The sequence below is a fragment of the Streptomyces sp. NPDC057939 genome, from assembly GCF_042887545.1.
In the GTDB taxonomy this organism is placed as follows: domain Bacteria; phylum Actinomycetota; class Actinomycetes; order Streptomycetales; family Streptomycetaceae; genus Streptomyces.
Genome location: NZ_JBHVPG010000016.1, coordinates 57,397 through 81,244, shown reverse-complemented (window position 1 = coordinate 81,244; position 23,848 = coordinate 57,397). Strand labels below are relative to the sequence as shown.

The following is a 23,848-nucleotide window of genomic DNA, read 5'->3' as shown; positions in this document are numbered from 1 at the left end:
GCGGTATGCGCGAGGTGTGGATTACTCGTGTCATTCAGATCATTCGTATCATTCGGGTCACGCAAGGGCGAGATTCCGACGAGCCGGTCCCACATGCCGGTCGAGAGGGAACCGGTGCAGGGGCGACCGGGCGAGGGGCGACCGGTCGAGGGGCAACCGGTCCAGGGCCAGGGAGAGTCCGATCCCCAAGCCCAACGCGGCGAGGTGCCCGGCGTCGGTGAAGGTCCGGTCGCGGCTCAGTACCGGCCGGACCGCGAGCGCCAGCAGCCCCACCCGGGCCGTGTTGCGCACGGTTCCGCGGGGCAGGGCGGAGGTCAGGGCGCCGAGCACGGTGTTGAACCCGTAGCTCGTGCCGACGTCCACGGCGCGGCGGGTCTCCTTGTCGGTGGTGCCCCGCAGGGCGCCGTAGACGAGCAGGGTCGCCGCGGCGTGCCCGAAGAGGAACGCCGCGGCCGTCCACCACGCCCCGTACGCGTACTCGGCGTATCCGAGCACCGCCGCCAGCAGCAGCGCGTAGGGCAGCGGCATCGGTTCCTCGACGACGAAGGCGCTGCTCAGCAGGGTTTCCCAGCGTCCGGTCGCGAGGTTGTCGACGTTCGTCGAGCAGCCGCGCAGCACCCGGTCCCGGCGTTCCGGCCCCAGCCGGTCCAGGGCGTGAGCGCCGAGCTGCACCCCTGCGGCGTACACCGCGCCGAAGGGCAATGACCATGACCATGGCGATGGATTCACCCGCCCATGATCGGATACGACCCTGCCGGCGGCATCACCGGGCCTCGTGGGAACATGACCGGAACATGTCTGGAACCCCCGCGCCGATGCGCGTCGTGCGGGCCGCGATGTTCGCGGCCGTGTGCGTGGCATTGGGCGCGCTGGGGCATTCGTACATGTCCGGGATGAATGTCCCCCTCGGCTCGTTGACGGTCGCCTTCGCCGTGACGGGCGCGCTCGCCTGGCTCGCGGCCGGCCGCCGCCGCGGACCCGTCGGGATCGGCGCGACCCTCCTCGGCGCACAGGCCGCGCTCCACCTCACCTTCTCCGCGGGCCAGGCCCACGCGCCCACGGCCGCCGCGCACCGGCCGAACCCCGGCCACCACCCCGCGCACACGGTGCCCGCCGCGGCCGGCGAGGCCTCGGTGGACGGTGCGGCGGCAGGTCCCGCCGGGGGAGCGGTCCACGGTGTGCCGGGCACCGCGCATGCGCCGGGCACCGCACATGCGCCGAGCACCGCAACTGACATGGCGGGCATGACCCACGACATGCCCGCCACCGCCGGCATGGGCGACGGCACGGCCGGCATGCACGACGGCATGGCGGGCATGCACGAGGGCGCAACCGGAATGGCCGACGCCGTGACCGGCATGCACGACGGCATGGCCGGCATGGCCGACGGTCTGCAGGGCACGGCCTCCATGCTCGCCATGGCGGGCCACGGCGGCTTCGGCATGATCGCCGCCCACGTCCTCGCCGGGCTCTTCTGCGCCGCGTGGCTGGCCCGGGGCGAGGCCGCCGTGTTCCGGCTGGCCACCGTCCTCGGCGCGACCGCGCTGCTGGCGGCCCGTCCGCTCGCCCGCGCCCTCGCACTGGTCCGCACCCGGGTGGCCCTCGTACCGCCGCCGCCCGCGCACTGCGCCCCGTGCGACCGACCGCGCCGACTCCGCGGCGCGGTCCACGCCCACACCGCGGTGCGCCGCGGGCCGCCCGGCCGGTGGAACACCCGCGCCACGGCCCCCGGCCGTCCTGCCCGCGCCTGACCGGCGCACCTCCTCGGCGAGGGGGCGAGACCTGGGGCCGCCCACCCATGCCTTCGCCAACCCTGAGGACCGACATGTCCCTCGACATGCTTCCGGACGCCCCCACCGGGGACTCCGCCGCACCGCCGAAGCGCACCGGCGGCACCTGGGCCGCCCTGCGCCCGCTGCTCCTGCGCCTCCACTTCTACGCGGGGCTGCTCATAGCCCCGATCCTGTTCCTCGCCGCCACCACCGGCCTGCTGTACGCCGGTTCGTGGCAGGCCGAGAAGATCCTCTACTCCGACGAACTCACGGTCGCCCGGGTCGGTGAGGGCGCCCTGCCGCTCGGCGCCCAGATCGGGGCCGCCCGCGCCGCGGCGCCCGAGGGCAAGGTCCTCGCCGTGTGGCCCGCGCCCGAGGAGGAGGCGACCACCCGGGTGATCATGGAGAGCCCGGGCCTCGGCGAGGGGGAGACCCTCACCGTGTTCGTCGACCCGTACACCGCCGACGTGCGCGGCCAGCTCACCACCGCCGGCGACGCGCTGCCGCTGCGGGCCTGGCTCAGCGGGTTCCACGCCAACCTCCAGCTCGGTGAGTTCGGCCGGAACTACAGTGAGCTGGCCGCCAGCTGGTTGTGGGTCGTCGCCCTGGGCGGCCTGGCCCTGTGGATCGGCCGCCGCCGCTCCCGCAAGGCACACCTCGTGGTCCCCGACCGCAAGGCCACCGGCCGCCGCCGGACCTTGTCCTGGCACGGCACCGTCGGCCTGTGGGCCGTCGCCGGACTCGTCGTCCTCTCCGCCACGGGCCTGACCTGGTCCCGGTACGCCGGCGAGAACATCGGACAGCTCCAGGACCGCCTCGGCGGAGCCACTCCGTCCGTCGCCGCCGCCCTGAACGGCGCCGCGGCGGGCGGCGACGAGCACGCCGGGCACGTCATGACGCCGGGCATGGAGATGCCCCCGCCGCCGCCCACCGCCGACATCGGCATCGACCGTGCCGTGGCCGCCGCGCGGGCCGCCGGGGCGAACGCGAGCCTGCGCGTCACCCTCCCCGCCGACGGCAAGGGCTACGTCGTCAAGGAGGCCGACAAGCAGTTCCCGGTGCACCTGGACGCGGTCGCCGTCGATCCCGCCGACGGCCGGATCATGGACGAACTCCGTTTCTCCGACTACCCGTTGCTCGCCAAGCTGACGCGCTTCGGCATCGACCTGCACATGGGCCTCACCTTCGGGCTCGCCAACCAGATCGCCCTGGCCGCGCTCGCCGTCGCCGTGATGTTCCTCGTGGTGTGGGGGTACCGGATGTGGTGGATGCGCCGCCCCACCAAGGAACGCAGGCTCTCCGTGGGACGCCCGCAGCCGCGCGGCGCCTGGCGGAAGCTGCCGGTGACCCTCCTGCTGCCGCTCGCCGCCGTGACCGCGCTCGTCGGATGGTTCGTCCCGATGCTCGGGATCAGCCTGCTCGTCTTCCTCGCGGGTGACGTGCTGCTCGGCTTCGTGGCCGGCCGTCGCGGGGCCGGGTCGCCCGAGTCCCAGGTCCGGTAAGCGGGCCGACGTACAGGTGGGCCCGCACTCCCCCCGGAGAGTGCGGGCCCTTCGTCATCCCGGTGTGCGGGCGTTTCGGCCCGTGGGCCGCCGCGCCGCTCAGGGCGCGTACTTGTAGCCCACCCGGCGCACGGTCTGGATGGTGCCGCGGTGGGCCGCGCCCAGCTTGCGGCGCAGCCGGGCGATGTGGACGTCGACCGTACGGCCGTCGCCGACGTGGCCGTAGCCCCACACCGTGGTCACCAACTGGTCCCGGCTGTGCACCCGGTGGGGGTGGGCCACGAGGTGGGCGAGCAGCTCGAACTCCAGGTAGGTCAGGTCCAGGACCTCGCCGTCCACCTCGGCGGTGCGCTGGGCGGAGTCGATCCGTACGAGGGCGTCCCCGGTGGTCGTCGGCGCCTCGGGGGCCGGGAGGGGGACGGACTGCGGGGCGAAGGCGATCGGCGGCTGCTGGTCGGCCGGTACGAGCACCAGGTAGCCGACCATCGGCGGGTTGCCGGGCAGCGTCGGCAGGGTGTGCTGGGGCGCGGGCAGCCAGGTGGCGCCGGGCGGGAGCAGGTCCACGACGCGCGCCACCTCGTCCCGGTCGACGGCGCGCAGTCGATGGCGCGGACTGGGCGGGAAGGTCAGGGGCGAGGTCGCAGCGGAGGTCAGGGTACGGGTGTTAGCCATGAGTGGTCAGCTCTTTCACGCGGAGTGGTCGGCAGGAGACGTGCGTACGTCGTCGTTGTCGTACCGCGCAGACCGAAGGCCTCGGGCGGGTCTGTCGGGAGGTCCCGGAAGGCTTTAGAGGGCCGGCGCGTTCTTCGCGCGGCAACACTCCCGGTCGAAATCGTGATCCTGACGGGAGGGCCAGAACGGCTCGAGGTCGCTGCGACCCGTCGAGGTGTGCAAGTGGCTGGCCATGGGCCATATTGAAGCAGATTCAGGGGGCCGGAGCAGCCCCTGTCTCACTCAGTGGAGCGGAATCTCATATTCCGTGACCAAGGTTTCGTCAGGACGTCACATTCCCGACAAACGGTCAGCCGATCAGGCGCTTCCGCCAGTCCAATCCGGTGACCCGTACCGCATCCTGGGCGGATCCGTCCCATACCCACTTCAGCCCGACCCCGTCGAGCGCCGCGACGACCTCCCTGCCGACGGAAACCGTCAGCTCGTCGCCGCCCTCGAAACCCCCGTACAGCAGCCACAGGTCGTGACCCGCCGCCACGCCCCCGGTGCACTGCGAGTGGAAGAAGACGAACCCCCGCGCGTCCTCCTCACCGTCCCCCCGAATCTCCCCGAGGCCGCAGGTGCGGCAGCAGGTGAAGTTCTCCCGCGCCGTGATCCCGCCCGCGTCGAGCGCCTCGAACGCCCGGGTCAGCCGCTCGGGATCGGTCTCCCCCTCCCAGCCGGCCTGCTCCGCCACCCGCTCCCGCCACAACCGGTCCACCAGCCGCCACGCCTGCGCGGGGGACACCGGCGACCCGTCCGCGCTCCCCAGGACGTATCCGGCGTACTCGGCCAGGGCCGCCCGGTCGTCGTAGCCGCACAGGAGCCGCTCCCGGACGAGCCCCGTCAGCTCCTCCTCCACCCCCGCTTCGAGCGGCGGCGCCTCCTCCACCGGGAAGTCCAGCCGCTCCCACGCCGGTCCGAGGTCCCAGCCCGACTCCTGCCGGGCCCAGCCGAGCATCACCCGCGCCACCTCCGCCGTGGTGCGGACGGAGGCCGTGAAGTGCAGGTCCGGGCTCCCGGCCCGGTGTTCCAACCGGTAGTCACCGCCCGCCTCGTGCCAGACCTGGACGAAGCCGTCCGGCTCGTCGGGGATCCGGTTCACCACGAGGAACCGGTCCCCGTCCGCCCCGATGCGCTCCACGAGCTCGGACAACAAGGGGGCGGCGGGCCGTTCGTAGGACTCGGCGCGTTCGGTGTGGATCTTCACGGGCAGCATGGCCACACCCTGGCAGGCGCCACCGACAACGCGGCGCCCGCCCTCCCGCGGGGGAGGACGGGCGCCGCGTCGTCGGGGGGCGCCGGTCTCAGACCAGACCGTCCTTCTTCAGGCCCGCGCAGCAGGTGTCCGTGATCAGGCGCGTCACCACGTACGGGTCGACGTTCGCGTTCGGGCGGCGGTCCTCGATGTAGCCCTTGCCGTCCTTCTCCACCTGCCACGGGATGCGCACCGAGGCACCGCGGTCGGAGACGCCGTAGCTGAACTCGTTCCACGGGGCGGTCTCGTGCAACCCCGTCAGGCGCTCGTCGATGCCCGCGCCGTAGTTCTTGACGTGGTCCAGCGGCTTCGAGCCCTCGCCCAGCGCCTCGCACGCCGAGATGATCGCGCGGTAGTCCTCGCGCATCGCCTTCGTGGAGAAGTTGGTGTGCGCGCCCGCGCCGTTCCAGTCGCCCTTGACCGGCTTCGGGTTCAGCGTCGCCGACACGTTGAAGTCCTCGGCCGTGCGGTACAGCAGCCACCGCGCGATCCACAACTGGTCCGAGACCTCCAGCGGACCCACCGGGCCCACCTGGAACTCCCACTGGCCCGGCATGACCTCGGCGTTGATGCCCGAGATGCTCAGGCCCGCCGCCAGACAGTGGTCCAGGTGCTTCTCGACGATGTCCCGGCCGAAGATCTCGTCCGAACCGACACCGCAGTAGTAGCCGCCCTGCGCCGCCGGGAAGCCGTTGACCGGGAAGCCGAGCGGGCGGGCACCGTCGAAGAACGTGTACTCCTGCTCGATGCCGAAGATCGGCGCCTGCTCGGCGAACTCCTCCGCGACCGGACGCAGCAGCGCGCGGGTGTTCGACTCGTGGGGGGTCATGTCGATGTTCATGACCTCGCACAGGACGAGCAGGTGGTCGCCACCGCGGATCGGGTCGGGGCAGGAGAACACCGGCTGGAGCACGCGGTCCGAGGCGTGGCCCTCCGCCTGGTTCGTGCTGGACCCGTCGAAGCCCCAGATCGGCAGGGCCTCGCCGTCCGCCAGGATCCTCGTCTTGGAGCGAAGCTTCGCCGTCGGCTCGGTGCCGTCGATCCAGATGTACTCAGCCTTGTAGCTCACGGGCCCCATCCTGACTCTGCGGGTGCTGCGGATCGCCTTGGTGTCCTCCGCAGAGTCCCCCGCCGCGATTTCTCATCCGTTGCCCATGTGTGAACCCCGTGTTACCGAGGTTTACACCGCAGGTCGAACGGGCTGTGCGGGTTTGCGACCGCACGCCCGTCCGGGTGCGGCAGACTGGGCGCGTGAGCATTTCGTACGATTTGAACTCCGCCGACGGCGCCCCCGAGGCAGCCCCCGGCCACGCCCCCCACCAGGCCTCCGGCACCCCCCGCCCCCGCATCGGCCTGCTCGGCACCGGCCCCTGGGCCCGCCGCACCCATGCCCCCGCCCTCGCCGCCCACCCGGGCTCCGAGTTCGCCGGGATCTGGGGTCGGCGCCCCGAAGCGGCCGCCGAGCTCGCCCGGGAACACGGCGTGAAGGTGTACGAAGACCCCGACGCGCTGTTCGCGGACTGCGACGCGGTGGCCTTCGCCCTGCCCCCGGACGTCCAGGCCCCCCTCGCCGTCCGCGCGGCCGCCGCCGGCTGCCACCTGCTGCTCGACAAACCCGTCGCCACGACGGTCGAGGAAGCCCGCGCCGTCGCCGACGCCGCGGCCCGCAACCAGGTCGCCTCCGTCGTCTTCCTCACCCTCCGCTTCGCCGAACCCACCGCCGGATGGGTCGACGAACAGGCCGGCCGGACCGGCTGGTTCACCGCCGCCGCCCACTGGCTCGGCGCCGTCTTCCCGCCCGACGGCACCCCCAGCGCCTACGCCGACTCGCCCTGGCGCAAGTCCAAGGGCGGCCTGTGGGACGTCGGCCCGCACGCCCTCTCCGTCCTGATCCCCGTCCTCGGCGACGTCACCGACCTCACCGCCGCACGAGGCCCCTCCGACGTCGTCCAGCTCACCCTGCGCCACACCTCCGGCGCGGCCAGCACCGCCGTACTCAGCCTGGGCGCCCCGCAGGCCGCCGCGGGCGTGGGGCTCGAACTGCGCGGAGCCGAGGGCGTCTTCGCCCTCCCCGACTGGAGCGACGTGCCCGGCGCCTACGGCCGCGCCGTGGACGCCCTGCTCACCTCGGCCCGAACGGGCGTCCCGGACCCGCGCGGAGCGGAGTTCGGGGCCCGCCTGACGGAGATCCTGGCGGGGGCGGAGGAACAACTGGGCGACTGAGGGGGAACGGCCGACGGGCGGGGGAGACGGCCCCGGCGAGTGGATCACGCCCGTGCTCCGCGCGATGGAAAAGCACACCGTGGGAGCCGTGGGAGCTGCTTATGATCCGCTTGATCGACACGGCACGCTCTTCCCGGGGGGAACCACCCATGCGTCACCACCTGCTCCGCAGAACACTCGCTCCGCTGCTCGCCGCCAGCGCCGTGACCGTCCTGGTCCCGGCGGTGGCGTCGGCGGCCACCGACCCCGGTCGGTGCCGGACCGGCGGCGGCGGGCTCACCTCCGACCTGCGGCCCGGTCAGCGCCTCGAATCGGGCGCGAGCCTGGTCCCGACGCCCGGCAAGGCCGAGCTGGTCATGCAGCCCGACGGCAACCTCGTCATCCACCTCCCCGGCAGGCCGGGCGGCTACAAGCTGCCGGTGTGGAGCAGCGGCACCCACGGCAACCCAGGCGCGTACGCCACGATGCAGGAGGACGGCAACTTCGTCATCTACCGCAAGGGCGGCGGCCCCCAGCAGGGCGGCGCGATCTGGGACACCGCCACCTACGGGAGTCGGACCGGCACGTACGTGAGCGCGTCCTTCGTGGACGACGGCCGGCTCGTCGTGACCGGCCGCAGCGAGGACTACTACTGGACGACCGAGACCGTCGAGCAGCACGTCAGGGTGTGCGCGTCCGACATGTCCTGGAGCCAGGGCTTCTGGGCCCAGTCCGCCTCGGTGTGGCTGGTGCTCCAGCGGGACAACAACCTCGTCATGTACCGCAAGAGCGACGGCAAGGCGATCTGGAGCAGCGGAACGTACGGCAACCGGAACACCCTGACCCTGGAGATCAGGGACAGCGGCGACCTGGTGCTGCGCGAATACGACCGGAACGAGACGGTCCGCTGGCGCAGCAACACGGCCAAGAGCCCCGGCGCCTACGCCCTCCTCCAGGACGACGGCAACTTCGTCGTCTACAAGAAGGACGGCGGCCCCACCAAGGGCGGCGCGCTCTGGAACACGGCCACGTACAACAAGATCTGACCCGCGGCCGCGCCCCGTCGGCAGGCATCGCCGGGGGCCGCTCGGCCCGTCCGGGCCGACCGGCCCCCGGCACCGCGCGCGGGCCCGCTCCGGCAGGCCCTAACCCTTGCGGGAGAGCGCGTCGCGGACGGCTTCCTCGGAGCGGGCGACGACGGCCGTGCCGTCCTCGGCGGTGATGATCGGGCGCTGGATCAGCTTCGGGTGCGCGGCCAGGTGGGCGATCCAGCGCCGGCGGGCCTCCTCGGTCCCCTCGCGCGGCAGGTCCCGTACGCCGGTCTCCTTCGCCAAGGCGTCCGAGGTGCGGGTGATGTCCCAGGGCTCCAGGCCGAGGCGCTCCAGCAGCTCGCGGAGCTCGGCCTCGGACGGCACGTCCTCCAGGTACCGGCGGACGGTGTATTCGGCGCCCTCCGCGTCCAGCAGGGTCAGCGCGCCGCGGCACTTCGAGCAGGCGGGATTGATCCAGATCTCCATGGCCGCCAGCCTAGTTGGACCGCGTCCGGCCAGGGGCTTTTGTCAGTGCCCCCCGGTAAAATCGAGGGAGAACGACAGGAAGCCAACTACTGTTTGGGAGGCTGTAGATGGCCGCTGCCGCGATCATTGTGATGCCCAAGAAGAAGCCGCTGCCCGCGGGTCTGCCCCGCGAGTGGTACGAGAGCCACAACCGCCGTCTGAAGGCGATGCGGCTCGCGATATCCCTGCTCGACACCGGGACCTACGACGCACGGCGCGCGACCAACCGCAAGATCCGGACGATGGCGGTGCGGGTGGGCATCCACCGCCCCTCCAACCTCACCTGCAAGATGGTGCGCTCCTTCATCCGCGACGGTTCATGACGCCGCGATGACGTCCGGGACGCCGGCGAAGCCGGAGGCACCGGCGGAACCGGCGGCCCCGCCGTGGTCGAGGGGCACGCCGACCACCGTGCCGCCCTCGTCCCCGACGAAATGAATGGATCCGGTCCGCGCCCCGGCGGGGGTCACGACGGCGGCACCGCCGTCGTGACCCGTGGAGCGCTCGGCGTGATCGCCGACCTCGTACCCGAGCAGCATCGCGCCGGTGAGCAGCCCGGTCGCGGCTGTCGCGGCGGCGACCGCCGCCAGGCGCTTCCTGTGCTTGAGCGGTGCGCGCATCGGGGGGCCTCGTCTTTCCGAGCTCGGTGTCGGGTTCGTCGCTGCCGAGCGAAACACGGAAACCGGGCCGGAGCCCGCACTGTTACCAACTGATCATCCGATCAGTACGGGCCGGTCACTCCGCCCCGACGGACAGCAACAGCAGGGCCACGTCATCGCGCGGACCGCCCCCGGTGAAGGCCGCCAGGTCCTTCCACACCGCTCGGACCAGTCCCGCCGGGTCGCCCGACAGCGCCGGCACCCGGGCGGCCAGCGGATAGAAGGCGCCCGCGGAGTCGCGTGCCTCCGTGACCCCGTCGGTGTGCGCGAGCAGCCGGTCGCCCGGCACCAGCCGGAGCTCGGTCACCGCGGGGAGGGTCGGGCCCGACAGGCCCAGACCCAGTGGAGGGCCCGGCTCCGTCACCACCTCCGAGGCCACGAAGTCCCGTAGCAACAGGACCGGGGGATGCCCGCACGACACGATCCGTACGAGGTCCAGTCCGGTCGGGAACTCCAGCAGCACGGCCGTCGCGAACAGCTCCGGATGCTCCACGGAGTCCGCGGCGGCGTCCGCCACCAGTCGCCTGTCCAGCCGCGAGGCGACGTCCACCAGCTCCCGGTCGTCCAGGACCGCCTCCCGGAAGGCGCCGAGGAGCGCCGCCACCGTCCCGACCGCCGCCAGGCCGTGCCCCTGCACGTCCCCCACGACCGCCCGCACCCCGAACGGCCCGGCCCGGACGTCGAAGAGGTCACCGCCGACCAGCGTGCCCTGCTGGGCCGCCCGGTAGAGGGCGGCGCAGCGCACCGGACCCACCCGTTCCGGGACGGGTGGCAGCACCGCCAGCTGGGCCGCCTCGGCGACGGTGCGGACGCTCACCAACTGGGTGTCCCGGCGGTGGCGCACCCAGGCGATGACCACGCTGAGCAGCCCGACGACGGCCACCGTGGCCAGGTCGGAGCCCTGCGCGTGCCCCACGCCGAGCTCGGGGAAGGCGAGCAGCACGAGCACCAGCGCGGCGAAGACGGCCGTGCCGGCCGCGCCGTAGGAGAAGGCGGCCACGGCGGGGAGGGCCGCCAGGAAGTAGCCCAGCTCGACGTTGCCGGGCGTGAGCCACTGGGCGAAGCACAGCGCCACCAGGGCCACGGCGGGCGCGAACCGGGCCCAGCGCGGCGGCGGGGCACCGTGCAGTCTGCCGGGATCCTCCCGTGCGTGTCTCACCCCTCCACCCTGGTACGGGCTCCCGGGCCGCGCACGCCGGGTGGCCCCTCGGGGCGTCGCCCGGGACAGTGGAGCGGTGACGGAAACCAGCGCGGCCATCAGCACCCGCCTGAACTGGCTGCGGGCGGGCGTGCTCGGTGCCAACGACGGGATCATCTCCACCGCGGGCCTCGTGGTGGGCGTGGCAGGCGCCACCACCTCGCGCACCGCGATCCTGACGGCGGGGGTGGCGGGGCTCCTGGCGGGCGCGCTGTCGATGGCGGCGGGGGAGTACGTGTCGGTCAGCTCCCAGCGGGACTCCGAACGGGCCGCGCTGGACGTGGAACGCCGGGAACTGGCGCAGCAGCCCCAGGCGGAGCTCGACGAACTCACCGACCTGCTGGCCGAACGGGGCCTCGGCCGGGAGCTGGCGCGGGAGGCCGCCGTCCAGCTCACCGAACGCGACGCGCTGCGGGCGCACGCGCGGGTGGAGCTGGGCATCGAGCCGGACGAACTGGCGAACCCGTGGCACGCGGCGGTGGCCAGCCTGATCGCGTTCACGGTGGGGGCGCTGCTGCCGCTACTGGCGATCGTCCTGCCGGGGGCGTCGGCGCGGGTGCCGGTGACGGTGGCGGCGGTCCTCGCGGCGCTCACCCTCTGCGGGGTGGTCAGCGCCCGGCTGGGCGGCGCGCCAGCGCCTCGCGCGGTACTCCGCAACGTCACGGGAGGCGCCCTCGCGATGGCCGTCACCTACGCGGCCGGCACCTTGCTGGGCACCACCTGACCGCCCCCGTGTCCCGCGCCTCAATCGCCGGCGGGGCTGGGTGGTGCGGCGGGGCCGGATGGTCCGCAGGGCCGGGTTGTGCGGCGGGGTCACGGTGCAGGCTCCCGGGGCTCCGCCCCGGACCCCGCGCCTCAAACGCCGGCGAGGCTGAATTGTGCGGCCGCGCTGAATTGTGCGGCGGGGCTGGATCGGGCGGGGCCGTGTTGGCGGACCCGGAGCGGGACGGTGATGCCGCGGGGCGGGGTCGGGGACGGGGTGGGGTGTCGGCCGGGACTAAAACGTGATTTGTTGGCGCGCGGTGCCGCCCCGCAACAGGAGGCTCGGACAGGGCGCCATAAATCATGCCCGTCCCGGACGACACCCCACCCCGGCACCGGCCCCGCCCCACCCGCGCAGCCACCAACCCACCCGCAGCCTCCACCCCCACCCCCACCCCCGAACCCCCGACCGGCCAGGTCAGGCGGGACGTCGGCGGATCACCATCGCCATCAGCGCCGCCATCGCGCACAGCCCCCCGGACGCGTACCAGACCAGGTCGTACGAGCCGAACGCGTCCCGGGCGACGCCGCCCAGGAAGGCCACCAGCGCCGCGCCCACCTGGTGCGAGGCCAGGACCCAGCCGAAGACGATCGCGCTGTCCTCCCCGTAGTGCTCCCGGCACAGGGCGATCGTCGGCGGAACGGTGGCGACCCAGTCCAGGCCGTAGAAGACGATGAAGAACACCATCGGCGGGTGCACCGAGGGCGCGAGCAACATCGGCAGGAAGAGCAGCGAGACCCCCCGCAACGCGTAGTACACCGCCAGCAGCCGCCGCGCCTCGAAGCGGTCCGTGAACCAGCCGGAGGCAATGGTCCCGACGACGTCGAACACGCCGATCACCGCCAGCAGCCCGGCGGCCGCCGTCACCGGCATGCCGTGGTCGTGCGCGGCCGGCACGAAGTGGGTCTTGACCAGCCCGTTCGTCGAGGCCCCGCAGATCGCGAACGTGCCGGCCAGCAGCCAGAACGGCCCCGTCCGCGCCGCCTTGAACAGCACCGTCACCGCCCGCCGCGCCGCCCCCGGCACCGGCGCCGGCTTGGGCGCGTACGCGCCCCCGTACGGCGCGAGCCCCACATCGGAGGGGTGGTCGCGCAGCAGCAGCCACACGAACGGCACGACGGCCAACGCCGCGAGGGACACGGTGACCGCCGCCGGGCGCCAGCCGTGGTGTTCGACCATCCAGGACAGCAGCGGCAGGAACACCAGCTGGCCGGAGGCGCCCGCCGCGGTGAGGATCCCGGTGACCAGGCCGCGCCGCGCCGTGAACCAGCGGTTGGTGACGGTGGCCGCGAAGGCCAGCGCCATCGAACCGCTGCCGAGACCGACGAGGACGCCCCAGTAGAGGACCAGCTGCCACGGTCGCGTCATCCACACCGTGGCCACCGAGCCGCCGGCGATGACGGTGAGGGCCAGGGCGACGACCTTGCGTATGCCGAAACGATCCATCAGCGCGGCGGCGAACGGCGCCGTGAGCCCGTAGAGGGCGAGGTTGACGGAGACGGCGAAGCCGATCGTGCCGCGCGACCAGTCGAACTCCTCGTGCAGCGGCTCGATGAGGAGGCCGGGCAGGGAGCTGAAGGCGGCGGCCCCGATGATCGTCACGAAGCCGACGGCCGCCGCGTACCAGGCACGGTGGATGCGGCCGGCCCGGCGAGGGGCCCGCGGGGCGCCCGTGGGGGCGGCGGAGGTGGGTGCTGTCTGCGTCACCCCGACAGCTTCCGGTGGGCGCTGCACCCGCCGACAGTGGCCTGACTGTCACGCTTCGGTACGATCGGGCCATGGAGTCGAACAGGCCGGCCCAGACCCCGGCCCCCGCCCACCGCGTCGTGGTCCTCGCCCTCGCCGGGCTGCTGCCCTTCGAGCTCGGGATCCCGCACCGGATCTTCGGTCGGGCCAAGGATCCGGCGGGGCGCCCGCTCTACGAGATCCTCACCTGCGGACTGGCCCCCGGCCCGGTGTCCACGGACGCCGACTTCGCGGTCCACGTCGAGCACGGCCCGGAGCTGCTGGCCACGGCCGACACGGTGGTGGTGCCCGCCTCGTACGAGCTGGGCCCGGTGCACGAGAGCGGGGTGCTGACCGAAGGGCTCGCGGCGGCCCTCGCGCACATCCGACCCGGCACCCGGCTCGTCTCGATCTGTACGGGCGGCTACGTACTGGCCGCCGCCGGCTACCTGGACGGCCGGCCCGCCACCACGCACTGGGCGTCCGCCGAGCACTTCCAGCGGCTCTTCCCGGCCGTCCGCGTCGACCCGGGCGTGCTGTACACCGATGACGGGGACGTGCTCACCTCGGCCGGGGTCGCCGCCGGGATCGACCTGTGCCTGCACATCGTGCGCCGCGACCACGGCGTGGCCGTCGCCAACGAGGTGGCCCGGCGGACCGTCGTGCCGCCCCACCGGGAGGGCGGCCAGGCGCAGTTCGTCGACCGGCCGCTGCCCGAGCCGCGACAGGCCTCCACCACGGCGGCCCGCGCCTGGGTGCTGGACCGGCTGCACGAACCGCTGCGCCTCAGCGACCTGGCCCGGCAGGAGGCCGTGTCGGTACGGACCTTCACGCGCCGGTTCCGGGAGGAATCCGGCGTCAGCCCGGGGGAGTGGATCACCGGGCAGCGGGTCGAGCGGGCCCGGCGGCTCCTGGAGCGGACGGAGCTGTCCATGGAACAGGTCGCGCGGGAGGCCGGCTTCGGAACGGCCCAGTCGCTGCGCAAGCACGTCCAGGCGGCCCTGGGCGTGAGCCCTACGGCCTACCGGCGCACCTTCCGCCCGGCCGCGGACACCGCGGATCGGGTCACCCTGCCGGCTTCTGATGGCCCATCAGAGACTGCCGGACCCGTGCATTGACTTCTCCCGCCGCCCGCTCGTGAATGGCCCCCTGTCGGGGCGACGGAACGCAGGGGGCGGGCAGTGCGAACAGGCGCGCGCAGCAGGGGACGGTCGGCGGCCGTCGGCATGGTCGTGCTCGCGGCGGTGACCGGGGGAGCGCTGAGCGCACCGGCCGCCGCCGTGGGGGAAACACCCCCCGGGCAGGTGGAGTTCCCCACCCACTGCCTGCCCCCGCAGGAAGCCGGACTGCCCCCCGCGGACGGACCCACCACGGCCCGGATCACCGTCGACGACCCGGCGCCGCGCGTCGGCGACACGGTCACGGTGACCTACCAGGTGGCCGCCGCCCCGGCCGTGAACCCGCTCCCCTCCGAACTGCCCGTCGACGTGCTCACCCCCACCGGACGGGTTCTGCTGGGCGGTGCGCAGAGCGGCGAGGTCACCGTCACCGGAGCCAAGCGCAACGAACCGGTTCCGCCGGGCGGCGCGCTCCCGGCCGTGACGATGACCGGCACCTTCACCGTCACCGCGCCCGGCGCGATCACCCTCACCCCGGGCCCCTACACCCTGCACACCGCCCACCTGCTCGACCTGGCCACGGTCTGCACCGCCGGACCGGGCACCCCCGTGTCCGAGCGCCTGACCGCGACCCCGCTGCCCACCGCCAACCTGCGCGGCCTCACCCTCGCCACCGCCTACGGGGCACCGGGCGCCCGCGTCAAGGTCACCGGCGCGGGCTTCGCCCCCGGCGCGGCCGTGACCGTGGCCGGTCGGGCGGGCGCCGCCGAGACGGCCGACCGGGTCGCCGCCACCGCCGACGAGCGGGGGCAGGTCGTCGCGGAACTGCCCCTGACGGACCGGGCGACCACGGGGGTGGTCGCGTACGAGGGCACGGCCTGGACGGCGCCGCGGGGCACCGCCCCGGCCGCCTACACCGTCGTCGAGCCCGCCCCGCCCGCTCCCGCGCGGACCCCCGAGCCCGTGGCCCGCGAGGTGATCGCCACCGTGGAGCCGGGCACGCTCGCCATGACCCAGGCGGGCGAATCGGTGACCCTCGGGGCGGTTCCGTACGGGGACGGCGGCGCGGCCCCCGGCCGGATCGGCACCGTCACCGTCAAGGACGCCCGCGGCGGCCCGGCGGGATGGTCGCTGGTCGGGAAGGTCACCGACTTCACCGGTCCCGGCGGCATCCGCATTCCCGGCGCCCGACTGTCCTGGACCCCGTCCTGCACGGCCGCCGAGGGCAGCCCCGGCGCCTGCGCGGCCGGCAGCGCGGGTGTCGTCGGACCGGAGGGGGCCGTCCTGGCCTCCACGGCCGACGGCCCGACGCCCGGCGGCACCTTCACGGTGGACGCCGCCGTCTCCCTCCAGGTGCCGCCCTACACCCCGCCGGGCGCGTACACGGCGGTCCTGACGCTGACCCTGTCGTGACCAGGGACCGCCGCCCCGCCCCGCCGGCCCGGGCCGGCGGGTTCGCGCGGGCCGTCCCGGCCGCCCTGGCCGTGGCGGCCCTCGTCCTGCTCGGGACGCTCGCCCGCACCGCACCGGCAGCCGCCGCGGACAACGGCCGGTGGTCCGTCCTCCCGGCCACCACCGCCGTCGGACAGCGCCCCTACTTCCACCTCTCCGCCCCACCCGGCGCGGAGGTGCGCGACACCGTCACCGTCGCCAACCGCACCGACCGGCCCCGCACCTTCCGGCTGTACGCCGCCGACGCCCACAACACCGCCCGCGACGGCGGTTTCGCCCTGCGCGGCCCCGACGAGCCGCGCCTGGGCGCCGCCGCCTGGACCCGGCTGTCGCGGGAGCGGATCACCGTTGCGGCCGGGGGCACCACGGACGTGCCGTTCACCGTCGCCGTCCCCGAGCGGGCCGAGCCGGGTGACCACCCGGGAGCCGTCGTCGCCGTCGAGGACGGCCCCGCCACCTCCGCCGGCGGCGGGATCGGCGTACGGCAGGCCGTCGCCGCCCGCCTGTACCTGAGGGTGGCGGGACCCACCGCGCCCGCCCTCGCCGTCGAGGACGTCCGGGTCGCGCCCGTCGGCACCGGCGCGGTGGTCACCTACACCCTCCACAACCTCGGCAACGTGACGCTGCGCCCCCGGGGGACCGTCACCGCCTCCGGTTTCCTCGGCCGCGACCTGTTCCGGCGCGAGCTCACCGGCCTGCCCCCCGAACTGCTCCCCGGGACCCGGGTCACGCTCACCGTTCGTTGGGACGACCCGCCCGACCTGGAGTGGAGCCGGCTGACGGTGCGCGCCGAGGGCGGTGGAGCGAGCGCCCGGGGCGTCGCCGACCACGCCGCGCACCCCGGTCTGACGACCGCTCTGGGCTTCGCTTCGGCCCTCGCGGCGGTGGCCTGGTCGGCGCTGGGAGCCGCATCGGGGAGAATGGCCCGTATGAGCGATCGTTCCCCCGAGCCCACCGCCCCGCACCGCGCGGGCTTCGCCTGCTTCGTCGGCCGCCCCAACGCGGGCAAGTCGACCCTGACCAACGCGCTCGTGGGCACCAAGGTCGCGATCACCTCCAACCGGCCGCAGACCACGCGCCACACCGTCCGCGGCATCGTGCACCGCCCCGACGCGCAGCTCGTCCTGGTCGACACACCGGGTCTGCACAAGCCGCGCACCCTGCTCGGCGAGCGCCTCAACGACGTCGTTCGGGCCACCTGGTCCGAGGTCGACGTCATCGGCTTCTGCCTGCCCGCCGACCAGAAGCTCGGCCCCGGCGACAAGTTCATCGCCAAGGAGCTCGCGGGGATCAAGAAGACCCCCAAGATCGCCATCATCACCAAGACCGACCTGGTCGAGTCCAAGGCGCTGGCCGAACAGCTCCTCGCCGTGCACCAGCTCGGCGCCGAGCTCGGTTTCGAGTGGGCCGAGATCGTGCCCGTCTCGGCGGTCGGCGACAGCCAGGTCCAGCTGCTGGCCGACCTGATCGCGCCGCTGCTACCGGAGAGCCCGCCGCTCTACCCGGAGGGCGACCTCACCGACGAGCCCGAGATGGTGATGGTCGCCGAGCTCATCCGCGAGGCCGCGCTGGAAGGCGTGCGCGACGAGCTCCCGCACTCCATCGCCGTCGTGGTCGAGGAGATGATCCCGCGGGAGAACCGCCCGGCCGACCGTCCGCTGCTGGACATCCACGCCAACGTCTACATCGAGCGTCCGAGCCAGAAGGGCATCATCATCGGCCCGAAGGGCTCGCGCCTGAAGGAGGTCGGCATGAAGTCGCGCAAGCACATCGAGGCGCTGCTCGGCACGCCGGTCTTCCTCGACCTGCACGTGAAGGTCGCCAAGGACTGGCAGCGCGACCCCAAGCAGCTCCGCAAGCTCGGCTTCTGACCCACGGCGCCGCGGTCGCGGCGCCCACCGTGCACAGCGGTCCGTCCGGGTCCGGCCCGGCCCCGGGTCCGGCCCGGACCCCGACGCGCATTCAAGACCCGCTCCCGTAGCCGACCCGCGCGCGGCCGCCCGGCCGTTCGCGGGCCCGGTACGGACGCGGCTACTCCGCCGACGGCTCCGCGATCATGGCCGTGCCCACCCGGCGGAACCCGGCGCGTCCGTAGATCCGGGCCACGTCCTCGTCACCGGCCGACAGGAACACCGTCCCGGCCCCTCGTTCGCGGGCCCGCTCCACCAGGGCCGCGGTCACCCCGAGGGCCAGGCCCTGCCGCCGGGCGGCGGGCAGCGTGCCCACACCCACGATCTCGGAGACCTCGCCGACCGGGTTGAACTGGCCCGAGCACAGCACCACGCCGTCCCGGACGGCCGCCGCCAACCCCGTGCGACCCGTGGCGAGCATCCGCGCGACGAAGGCGCGGCGCTGCTCCACGCCCGGATCCGCCAGCGCGGAGGCCAGTTCGGCGGGGCCCGCCTCGCCGAGTGCCGTGCCCGGCGCGGAGAACGCCAGCGCGGGCACCGTCACCGCCGCCGCGAGCAGCGGGTCGTCCGGTCCGAGGACCCTTACGTCCGGATGCGGCGCGGGCGGTTCCGCGTCGGCCTCCAGGACCATGAGCGGGTGCGCGTGGACGTGCAGGCCCGCCGCCTCCGCGGCGGCCCGCAGGGCGGGGTTGTTCTCGGCCACCCACTCGAAGGCCTCGGGCACCTCCAGCTCCCGCTGTCTCTCCCGCACCCGCTCCACATCGGCCGCGGTGGCCTCCGGGGCTCCGGGCGTGGGGCGCGCGTAGTACTTCCAGCCCTCACCCTCCTGCACGAAGAGGGTCAGCGGTCCGAAGTCCTCGCCGCGAGCCCCGCCCCGGCGGGGGACCGCGTCGTAGTACCGCTCCAGCGCTGTCAGGATCATGTCGGTCATCCGGACATCAAAGCGCAAGGGGAGGGGCCGGGCATCCGGGTTTCAGGCGCCCTCCTTCAGCACGCGCGAGATCAGGTTCCGCTGCGCCTCGGACAGGTGGGGGTCCCGGCAGGAGACCGTCCGTCCGTCCACCGTGATCCGGTACGAGAAGCCGTCCCGGACACCGCTCGCGTCCTGCGGCCCCGCCGGGTCCGGCCGCAGGGCCAGCAGGGCCAGCGCCCGCCACTCGTCCTCGTCGGACCGGCCCGAGGTGTCCACCTCGGCCCGGCGCTCGATGCCCGCGAAGCCGCCCGTCCTGATCACCTGGATGCGCATGGGGAGCGTCCTACCCCGCCGCCGGGACGCCTACCGTCGCCCAGGCCTTCTGCAGGGCCCGGTGTTCGGCCCCGCCGTCCCCGAAGCGGGTGGCCGCGGCCGCCACCGACAGCCGGGCGAAGTCGGCGAAGCCGGCCTTCTCCGCCAGCTCGCCGCCGGTCAGGGTGTCGTACCAGATCTGTCCGGCCCGCTCCCAGGCCCGGCCGCCGAGTTCGGTCGCCGCGATGAAGAAGGCGTGGTTGGGGATGCCGGAGTTGATGTGGACGCCCCCGTTGTCGCGCGAGGTGACCACGTAGTCGTCCATCGTCGCGGGCTGGGGGTCCTTGCCGAGCTCGTCGTCGTCGTAAGCGGTGCCCGGCGCCCGCATCGAGCGCAGCGCGACGCCGGTGACGTTGGGTCCGAGGAGCCCGGCGCCGATCAGCCAGTCGGCCTCGTCGGCGTTCTGGCCGAGGGAGTACTGCTTGATCAGGGAGCCGAAGACGTCCGACATGGACTCGTTCAGCGCGCCCGACTGGCCGTGGTAGTCGAGGTTGGCCGTGTACTGGGTGACGCCGTGGGCCAACTCGTGCCCGATGACGTCCACGGCGACGGTGAAGTCGAGGAACAGGTCACCGTCCCCGTCGCCGAAGACCATCTGTCGGCCGTCCCAGAAGGCGTTGTTGTAGTCCTCGCCGTAGTGCACGGTCGCGTCGAGCGGCAGCCCGGAGTCGTCGATGGAGCGGCGACCGAAGCCCTGGAGGAACAGCTCGAAGGTCGCCCCGAGGCCCGCGTAGGCCCGGTTGACGGTGGCGTCGCGGCCCGGCTCGTCGCCCTCGCCGCGGACCTTCCTCCCGGGGAGGCGGGTGCGGTGCTGGGCGTCGTACACGGTCCGCAGCGGGGTGTCGGAGCCGGGAACGGCGGCCGCGGGGACGATGCCCCGGACGGTGCTGATGCGCCGCCGGGTCCGCAGGAAGGCGTCCTGTTCCAGGGTGCGCTGCGCGGCGTCGGCCCTGCCGCTGTCGGCCGAGCGGGCGGCCCTGTCGAGCAGGTGCGGGGGCACGACGGTGCAGAAGACGGGGTGGCGGTGGGTGTGGCCTGGGGAAAGGGGGGCGTCCATGACCGGCAATGTGGCAGTGGGTCACGCCACTGTCACTACCTGCAACCATGATTCATTCTCTTGTCTGAAAGCGGTCGCGCCGCGTTGACGGATCGACCGGACATCGGACGGCGAACCCCTCCAGGAAAGAGAAATACCTCACCAAGGGTACAAATCGGACCCAAGGGTCTTGCATACTGAACAGGTCCTCGCGATACGGCGCGGCTCGGATAGGCTCGGTCCATCATGCGTTTCGGGCTGCTTCTCCTTAGCTGCCGCGGCGAGGGTCTGTAGTCGTAGGCCGGCCCCCTCCCCGCGGAGTTTGGTGTTGCGGTTTTTACGACCGCCGTCGGCCGTCCCAGCGAACTACACGCGGACACGCGAGGAGCCCAACGCCATGAGCCAGCAGCCTTTTGTCGGTCGCCCCACGCCCATCACGAACGCGACCCACACCCAGAAGCCCTCCGGCATGCCGATCCACAAGTACGGCTTCTACGAGCAGGTCGAGATCGCGGACCGCACGTGGCCCGATGCCCGCGTCACCAAGGCCCCGCGCTGGCTGTCCACCGACCTGCGCGACGGCAACCAGTCGCTGATCGACCCGATGACCCCCGCCCGCAAGCGCGAGATGTTCGACCTGCTGGTGCGCATGGGCTACAAGGAGATCGAGGTCGGGTTCCCCTCCTCCGGCGAGACCGACTTCGCCTTCGTGCGCTCGATCATCGAAGAGGGCGCGATCCCGGACGACGTCACCATCTCCGTACTGACCCAGGCCCGCGAGGACCTGATCGAGCGGACCGTGGAGTCCCTGGTCGGCGCCAAGCGCGCCACCGTCCACCTGTACAACGCGACCGCCCCGACCTTCCGCCGGGTCGTCTTCCGCGGCTCCAAGGAACAGATCAAGCAGATCGCCGTCGACGGCACCCGCCTGGTCATGGAGTACGCCGAGAAGCTGCTGGGCCCCGAGACGACCTTCGGCTACCAGTACAGCCCGGAGATCTTCACCGACACCGAGCTGGACTTCGCCCTGGAGGTCTGCGAGGCCGTCTGTGACGTCTGGCAGCCGGCCGAGGGCCGCGAGATCATCCTGAACCTGCCCGCCACCGTGGAGCGTTCGACGCCGTCCACGCACGCGGACCGCTTCGAGTGGATGGCCCGCAACCTGACCCGGCGCGAGCACATCTGCATCTCCGTGCACCCGCACAACGACCGCGGCACCGCCGTCGCCGCCGCCGAGCTGGCCCTGATGGCCGGCGCCGACCGCGTCGAGGGCTGCCTGTTCGGACAGGGCGAGCGCACCGGCAACGTCGACCTGATCACGCTGGGCATGAACCTGTTCTCGCAGGGCATCGACCCGCAGATCGACTTCTCGCAGATCGACGAGATCCGTCGCACGAGCGAGTACTGCAACCAGATGGAAGTCCACCCGCGCCACCCCTACGCGGGCGATCTGGTCTACACGGCCTTCTCCGGCTCCCACCAGGACGCCATCAAGAAGGGCTTCGACGCCATGGAGGCCGACGCCGCCGCCGCCGGCAAGACGGTCGACGACCTGGAGTGGGCCGTCCCGTACCTGCCGATCGACCCGAAGGACGTCGGCCGTTCCTACGAGGCCGTCATCCGGGTCAACTCGCAGTCCGGCAAGGGCGGCATCGCCTACGTCCTGAAGAACGACCACAAGCTGGACCTGCCGCGCCGCATGCAGATCGAGTTCTCCCGGATCATCCAGAACAAGACCGACGCCGAGGGCGGCGAGGTCACGCCGAAGGCCATCTGGGACGTCTTCTCGGACGAGTACCTGCCCAACCCCGAGAACCCGTGGGGTCGCATCCAGCTGCGCTCCGGTTCGACCGCCACCGACAAGGACGGCACGGACACGCTGACCGTCGAGGCCGTCGTGGACGGCGTCGAGGCCGTGCTGAGCGGCACGGGCAACGGTCCGATCTCGGCCTTCTTCGACGCGCTGGCCGGCATCGGGATCGACGCCCGCCTGCTGGACTACACCGAGCACACGATGAGCGAGGGCGCCTCCGCCGTGGCCGCCTCCTACATCGAGTGCGTGATCGACGGCCGCGTCCTGTGGGGCATCGGCATCGACGCCAACACCACCCGCGCCTCCCTGAAGGCGGTCATCTCCGCCGTCAACCGCGCGGGCCGCTGACCCACCCGCCGGAGCCCCCTCCCTTCCCCCGTGCGGGCAGGGAGGGGGCTCCGGCGTTTTCCGGGCCGCGGCGTCCCGGCCGGCCGCCGTCCACCGGCAGGACACCGCCCGCCGGGACCGGCGCGGGGAGGGGCGCAGACCGGCCAAGTACGCCCCCCTGGGCGAGGTTGTCCTGTCACACGGCTGACGCATCCTCACCGATGTGGCTAACATCACGCCAACCCGGCGATGTTGCCGGAAGGTTACGGAGGTGCGACGTGCTGCCAGTTCGGGGTGGGGACGGCCGGAAGCTGACGGCCTGGGGCATCCGTACCACCTGGAGCACCGTGGGCGACGGGGAGTTCTTCTGCCCCGGCTGCGGCGGTGACCGCAACTACCGTCGGCGCACCGGGCGACGCCGGTTCACCGTGCTCGGCGTCCCGCTGCTGCCGCGGGGCCAGGCCGGGCCCGTCGTCGAATGCCACGGCTGTCGGGAGCGCTACGACACCGACGTGCTCGACCACCTCACCACCACGCGCTTCTCCGCCCTGCTCCGGGACGCCGTGCACACCGTCACGCTGGCGGTCCTCGCCGCGGGCGGCACCACCTCCCGCAGCGCCCTGGAGGCCGCAGTGTCGGCCGTACGGGCCGCCGGGTTCCAGGACTGCACCGAGGAGCAGCTGGAGTCCCTGGTGGAGGCCCTGGCCACCGACGAGGGCCGGCTGGGGCTGTACGACGGGCCCGAGTGCTGCGGGGCCGCGCTGTCGATAGAGCTCCACGAGGCGCTGGAGCCCCTCGCCCCCCACCTGGCCGGTCCCGGCCGGGAGTCGATCCTGCTCCAGGGTGCTCGGATCGCCCTCGCGGACGGGCCGTACATCCCCGCCGAGCGGGAGGTGCTGGCCACCGTCGGCGCCGCCCTGCGCATGGACACGGACGAGGTGGCGCGACTGCTGTCGGCGGTGCGCGCCCCGTAGCGCCCCGCCCGGCCCCGCCCGAGCGGGACGCGGGGCGTACGAGGCTCCGGGCCCGGCGGGATCCCCCGCCGGGCCCGGCCGCGTGTCCGGGCGGCTCCGGAGCGCGGGCGAACGTCCGAAACGGGCCCGGGGAGGGTAACGATCCGGCCTCGTGAGGGGTGAACCGGCCTCCCGCTCCGTCCGTGCAGAGGGATGGAGGCTCCGCCTCCACCCCGGACCGTCCACCCCTTGGACGGCCGGAACCGGGCGTCCCGACGGGCCCGTGACGCGGTCCCCGGAAGCGTGTTTCCGCAGGTCCGGTGGTGTGGCCGCAGTGGATGCCACCGTTCGGAACGGATGCTTCGACGGTCTCCGGGCATACGCCCGCGCAGAGGTCCGCGCCATTGGGGGAACCTCCAGATCGTGCGTCCTGGAACTTCCACAGTTTGTAGAAGTCGACGATATCTGTGAGCCCTCCCACAGGCGTTCAATTCCGGTCACACGACGAGACGCCGCCTGAAACACAGCGGGGCTTCGATCCACGTGTTCCCACCATCGGCCTCCGGCGGATCAACGGGTTAGCGACCCACTCCGACCGGGGCAACCAG

22 protein-coding genes and 1 pseudogene are annotated in these 23,848 nt (G+C 73.3%); 12 read left to right on the top strand and 11 right to left on the bottom strand.

The window, feature by feature from the left end:
• Positions 1-57: 57 nt before the first annotated feature.
• Entirely contained in the window at positions 58-672 is a 615-nt protein-coding gene (locus tag ACFVS6_RS19570; protein WP_389705289.1) for a rhomboid-like protein, read from the bottom strand.
• 122 nt (positions 673-794) lie between these two features.
• On the opposite strand from ACFVS6_RS19570, the gene ACFVS6_RS19565 reads away from it, so the two are divergent.
• Both ACFVS6_RS19565 and ACFVS6_RS19560 read left to right on the top strand, forming a co-directional pair.
• Positions 795-1,751 (top strand): hypothetical protein, encoded by a 957-nt coding sequence (locus ACFVS6_RS19565; protein WP_389705288.1) that lies wholly within the window; start codon positions 795-797, stop codon positions 1,749-1,751.
• A 74-nt stretch (positions 1,752-1,825) separates the two neighbouring features.
• Complete coding sequence (locus ACFVS6_RS19560; protein WP_389705287.1) at positions 1,826-3,274, top strand: PepSY-associated TM helix domain-containing protein; 1,449 nt, start codon at positions 1,826-1,828, stop codon at positions 3,272-3,274.
• A 99-nt stretch (positions 3,275-3,373) separates the two neighbouring features.
• Here the strand turns inward: ACFVS6_RS19560 and ACFVS6_RS19555 are convergent, their stop codons facing one another.
• The 3 genes from ACFVS6_RS19555 to glnII form a co-directional block, all read right to left on the bottom strand.
• Positions 3,374-3,946, bottom strand: coding sequence for a winged helix-turn-helix domain-containing protein (locus ACFVS6_RS19555; protein ID WP_389705286.1), 573 nt, complete (start codon positions 3,944-3,946; stop codon positions 3,374-3,376).
• Between the two features lie 349 nt (positions 3,947-4,295).
• Positions 4,296-5,204 carry a DUF6891 domain-containing protein gene (locus ACFVS6_RS19550; protein ID WP_389705285.1) on the bottom strand — a complete coding sequence of 303 codons (909 nt, stop codon included), beginning with the start codon at positions 5,202-5,204 and terminating at the stop codon, positions 4,296-4,298.
• A gap of 88 nt (positions 5,205-5,292) precedes the next feature.
• On the bottom strand, positions 5,293-6,312 hold the full coding sequence (gene glnII, locus ACFVS6_RS19545) for a glutamine synthetase (RefSeq protein WP_389705284.1): 1,020 nt from the start codon (positions 6,310-6,312) through the stop codon (positions 5,293-5,295).
• A 200-nt stretch (positions 6,313-6,512) separates the two neighbouring features.
• Between glnII and ACFVS6_RS19540 the strand changes: the two genes are divergently transcribed.
• The gene (locus ACFVS6_RS19540) at positions 6,513-7,466 is read left to right on the top strand and encodes a Gfo/Idh/MocA family protein (protein ID WP_389705378.1); all 954 of its coding nucleotides are present in this window, start codon (positions 6,513-6,515) and stop codon (positions 7,464-7,466) included.
• 149 nt (positions 7,467-7,615) lie between these two features.
• Entirely contained in the window at positions 7,616-8,491 is an 876-nt protein-coding gene (locus ACFVS6_RS19535) for a hypothetical protein (RefSeq protein ID WP_389705282.1), read from the top strand.
• A 99-nt stretch (positions 8,492-8,590) separates the two neighbouring features.
• Here the strand turns inward: ACFVS6_RS19535 and ACFVS6_RS19530 are convergent, their stop codons facing one another.
• Positions 8,591-8,962, bottom strand: a complete 372-nt coding sequence (locus ACFVS6_RS19530; RefSeq protein ID WP_389705281.1) for an ArsC/Spx/MgsR family protein — start codon at positions 8,960-8,962, stop codon at positions 8,591-8,593.
• Positions 8,963-9,069: 107 nt separating this feature from the next.
• On the opposite strand from ACFVS6_RS19530, the gene ACFVS6_RS19525 reads away from it, so the two are divergent.
• Positions 9,070-9,324, top strand: a complete 255-nt coding sequence (locus ACFVS6_RS19525; RefSeq protein WP_281210014.1) for a hypothetical protein — start codon at positions 9,070-9,072, stop codon at positions 9,322-9,324.
• Here ACFVS6_RS19525 and ACFVS6_RS19520 read toward each other — a convergent pair.
• Positions 9,319-9,621 carry a hypothetical protein gene (locus ACFVS6_RS19520; protein WP_389705279.1) on the bottom strand — a complete coding sequence of 101 codons (303 nt, stop codon included), beginning with the start codon at positions 9,619-9,621 and terminating at the stop codon, positions 9,319-9,321. The genes ACFVS6_RS19525 and ACFVS6_RS19520 overlap by 6 nt on opposite strands.
• Before the next feature lie 115 nt (positions 9,622-9,736).
• The gene (locus ACFVS6_RS19515) at positions 9,737-10,819 is read right to left on the bottom strand and encodes a PP2C family protein-serine/threonine phosphatase (protein WP_389705277.1); all 1,083 of its coding nucleotides are present in this window, start codon (positions 10,817-10,819) and stop codon (positions 9,737-9,739) included.
• Positions 10,820-10,895: 76 nt separating this feature from the next.
• Here ACFVS6_RS19515 and ACFVS6_RS19510 point away from each other — a divergent pair, with 76 nt between their 5' ends.
• A complete protein-coding gene (locus tag ACFVS6_RS19510; protein WP_389705275.1) occupies positions 10,896-11,582 on the top strand; it encodes a VIT family protein in 687 nt (228 codons plus the stop codon).
• A gap of 456 nt (positions 11,583-12,038) precedes the next feature.
• Here ACFVS6_RS19510 and ACFVS6_RS19505 read toward each other — a convergent pair whose 3' ends face one another.
• Complete coding sequence (locus ACFVS6_RS19505) at positions 12,039-13,328, bottom strand: MFS transporter (protein ID WP_389705273.1); 1,290 nt, start codon at positions 13,326-13,328, stop codon at positions 12,039-12,041.
• Between the two features lie 71 nt (positions 13,329-13,399).
• Between ACFVS6_RS19505 and ACFVS6_RS19500 the strand changes: the two genes are divergently transcribed.
• From ACFVS6_RS19500 to era, 4 genes and pseudogenes are all read left to right on the top strand, one after another.
• Entirely contained in the window at positions 13,400-14,464 is a 1,065-nt protein-coding gene (locus ACFVS6_RS19500) for a GlxA family transcriptional regulator (RefSeq protein ID WP_389705271.1), read from the top strand.
• Between the two features lie 108 nt (positions 14,465-14,572).
• On the top strand, positions 14,573-15,877 hold the full coding sequence (locus ACFVS6_RS19495; protein ID WP_389705376.1) for a beta-xylosidase: 1,305 nt from the start codon (positions 14,573-14,575) through the stop codon (positions 15,875-15,877).
• Positions 15,874-16,335, top strand: a pseudogene (locus ACFVS6_RS19490) (WxL protein peptidoglycan domain-containing protein); the annotation flags it as partial. The gene ACFVS6_RS19495 and the pseudogene ACFVS6_RS19490, both read left to right, overlap by 4 nt.
• A gap of 501 nt (positions 16,336-16,836) precedes the next feature.
• Positions 16,837-17,787 carry a GTPase Era gene (gene era, locus ACFVS6_RS19485; protein ID WP_281205950.1) on the top strand — a complete coding sequence of 317 codons (951 nt, stop codon included), beginning with the start codon at positions 16,837-16,839 and terminating at the stop codon, positions 17,785-17,787.
• Positions 17,788-17,947: 160 nt separating this feature from the next.
• Here the strand turns inward: era and ACFVS6_RS19480 are convergent, their stop codons facing one another.
• From ACFVS6_RS19480 to ACFVS6_RS19470, 3 genes are read right to left on the bottom strand one after another with little or no spacing between them, the layout of a single operon-like run.
• Positions 17,948-18,757, bottom strand: coding sequence for a GNAT family N-acetyltransferase (locus tag ACFVS6_RS19480; protein ID WP_389705270.1), 810 nt, complete (start codon positions 18,755-18,757; stop codon positions 17,948-17,950).
• A 42-nt stretch (positions 18,758-18,799) separates the two neighbouring features.
• Positions 18,800-19,072, bottom strand: a complete 273-nt coding sequence (locus ACFVS6_RS19475; RefSeq protein ID WP_389705269.1) for a protealysin inhibitor emfourin — start codon at positions 19,070-19,072, stop codon at positions 18,800-18,802.
• A 10-nt stretch (positions 19,073-19,082) separates the two neighbouring features.
• On the bottom strand, positions 19,083-20,168 hold the full coding sequence (locus tag ACFVS6_RS19470; protein ID WP_389705267.1) for a M4 family metallopeptidase: 1,086 nt from the start codon (positions 20,166-20,168) through the stop codon (positions 19,083-19,085).
• A 376-nt stretch (positions 20,169-20,544) separates the two neighbouring features.
• On the opposite strand from ACFVS6_RS19470, the gene leuA reads away from it, so the two are divergent.
• Together leuA and ACFVS6_RS19460 are read left to right on the top strand one after the other, a co-directional pair.
• A complete protein-coding gene (gene leuA, locus ACFVS6_RS19465) occupies positions 20,545-22,308 on the top strand; it encodes a 2-isopropylmalate synthase (RefSeq protein WP_389705266.1) in 1,764 nt (587 codons plus the stop codon).
• A gap of 257 nt (positions 22,309-22,565) precedes the next feature.
• Complete coding sequence (locus ACFVS6_RS19460; protein ID WP_389705264.1) at positions 22,566-23,261, top strand: TerB family tellurite resistance protein; 696 nt, start codon at positions 22,566-22,568, stop codon at positions 23,259-23,261.
• The last annotated feature ends 587 nt before the right edge of the window (positions 23,262-23,848 follow it).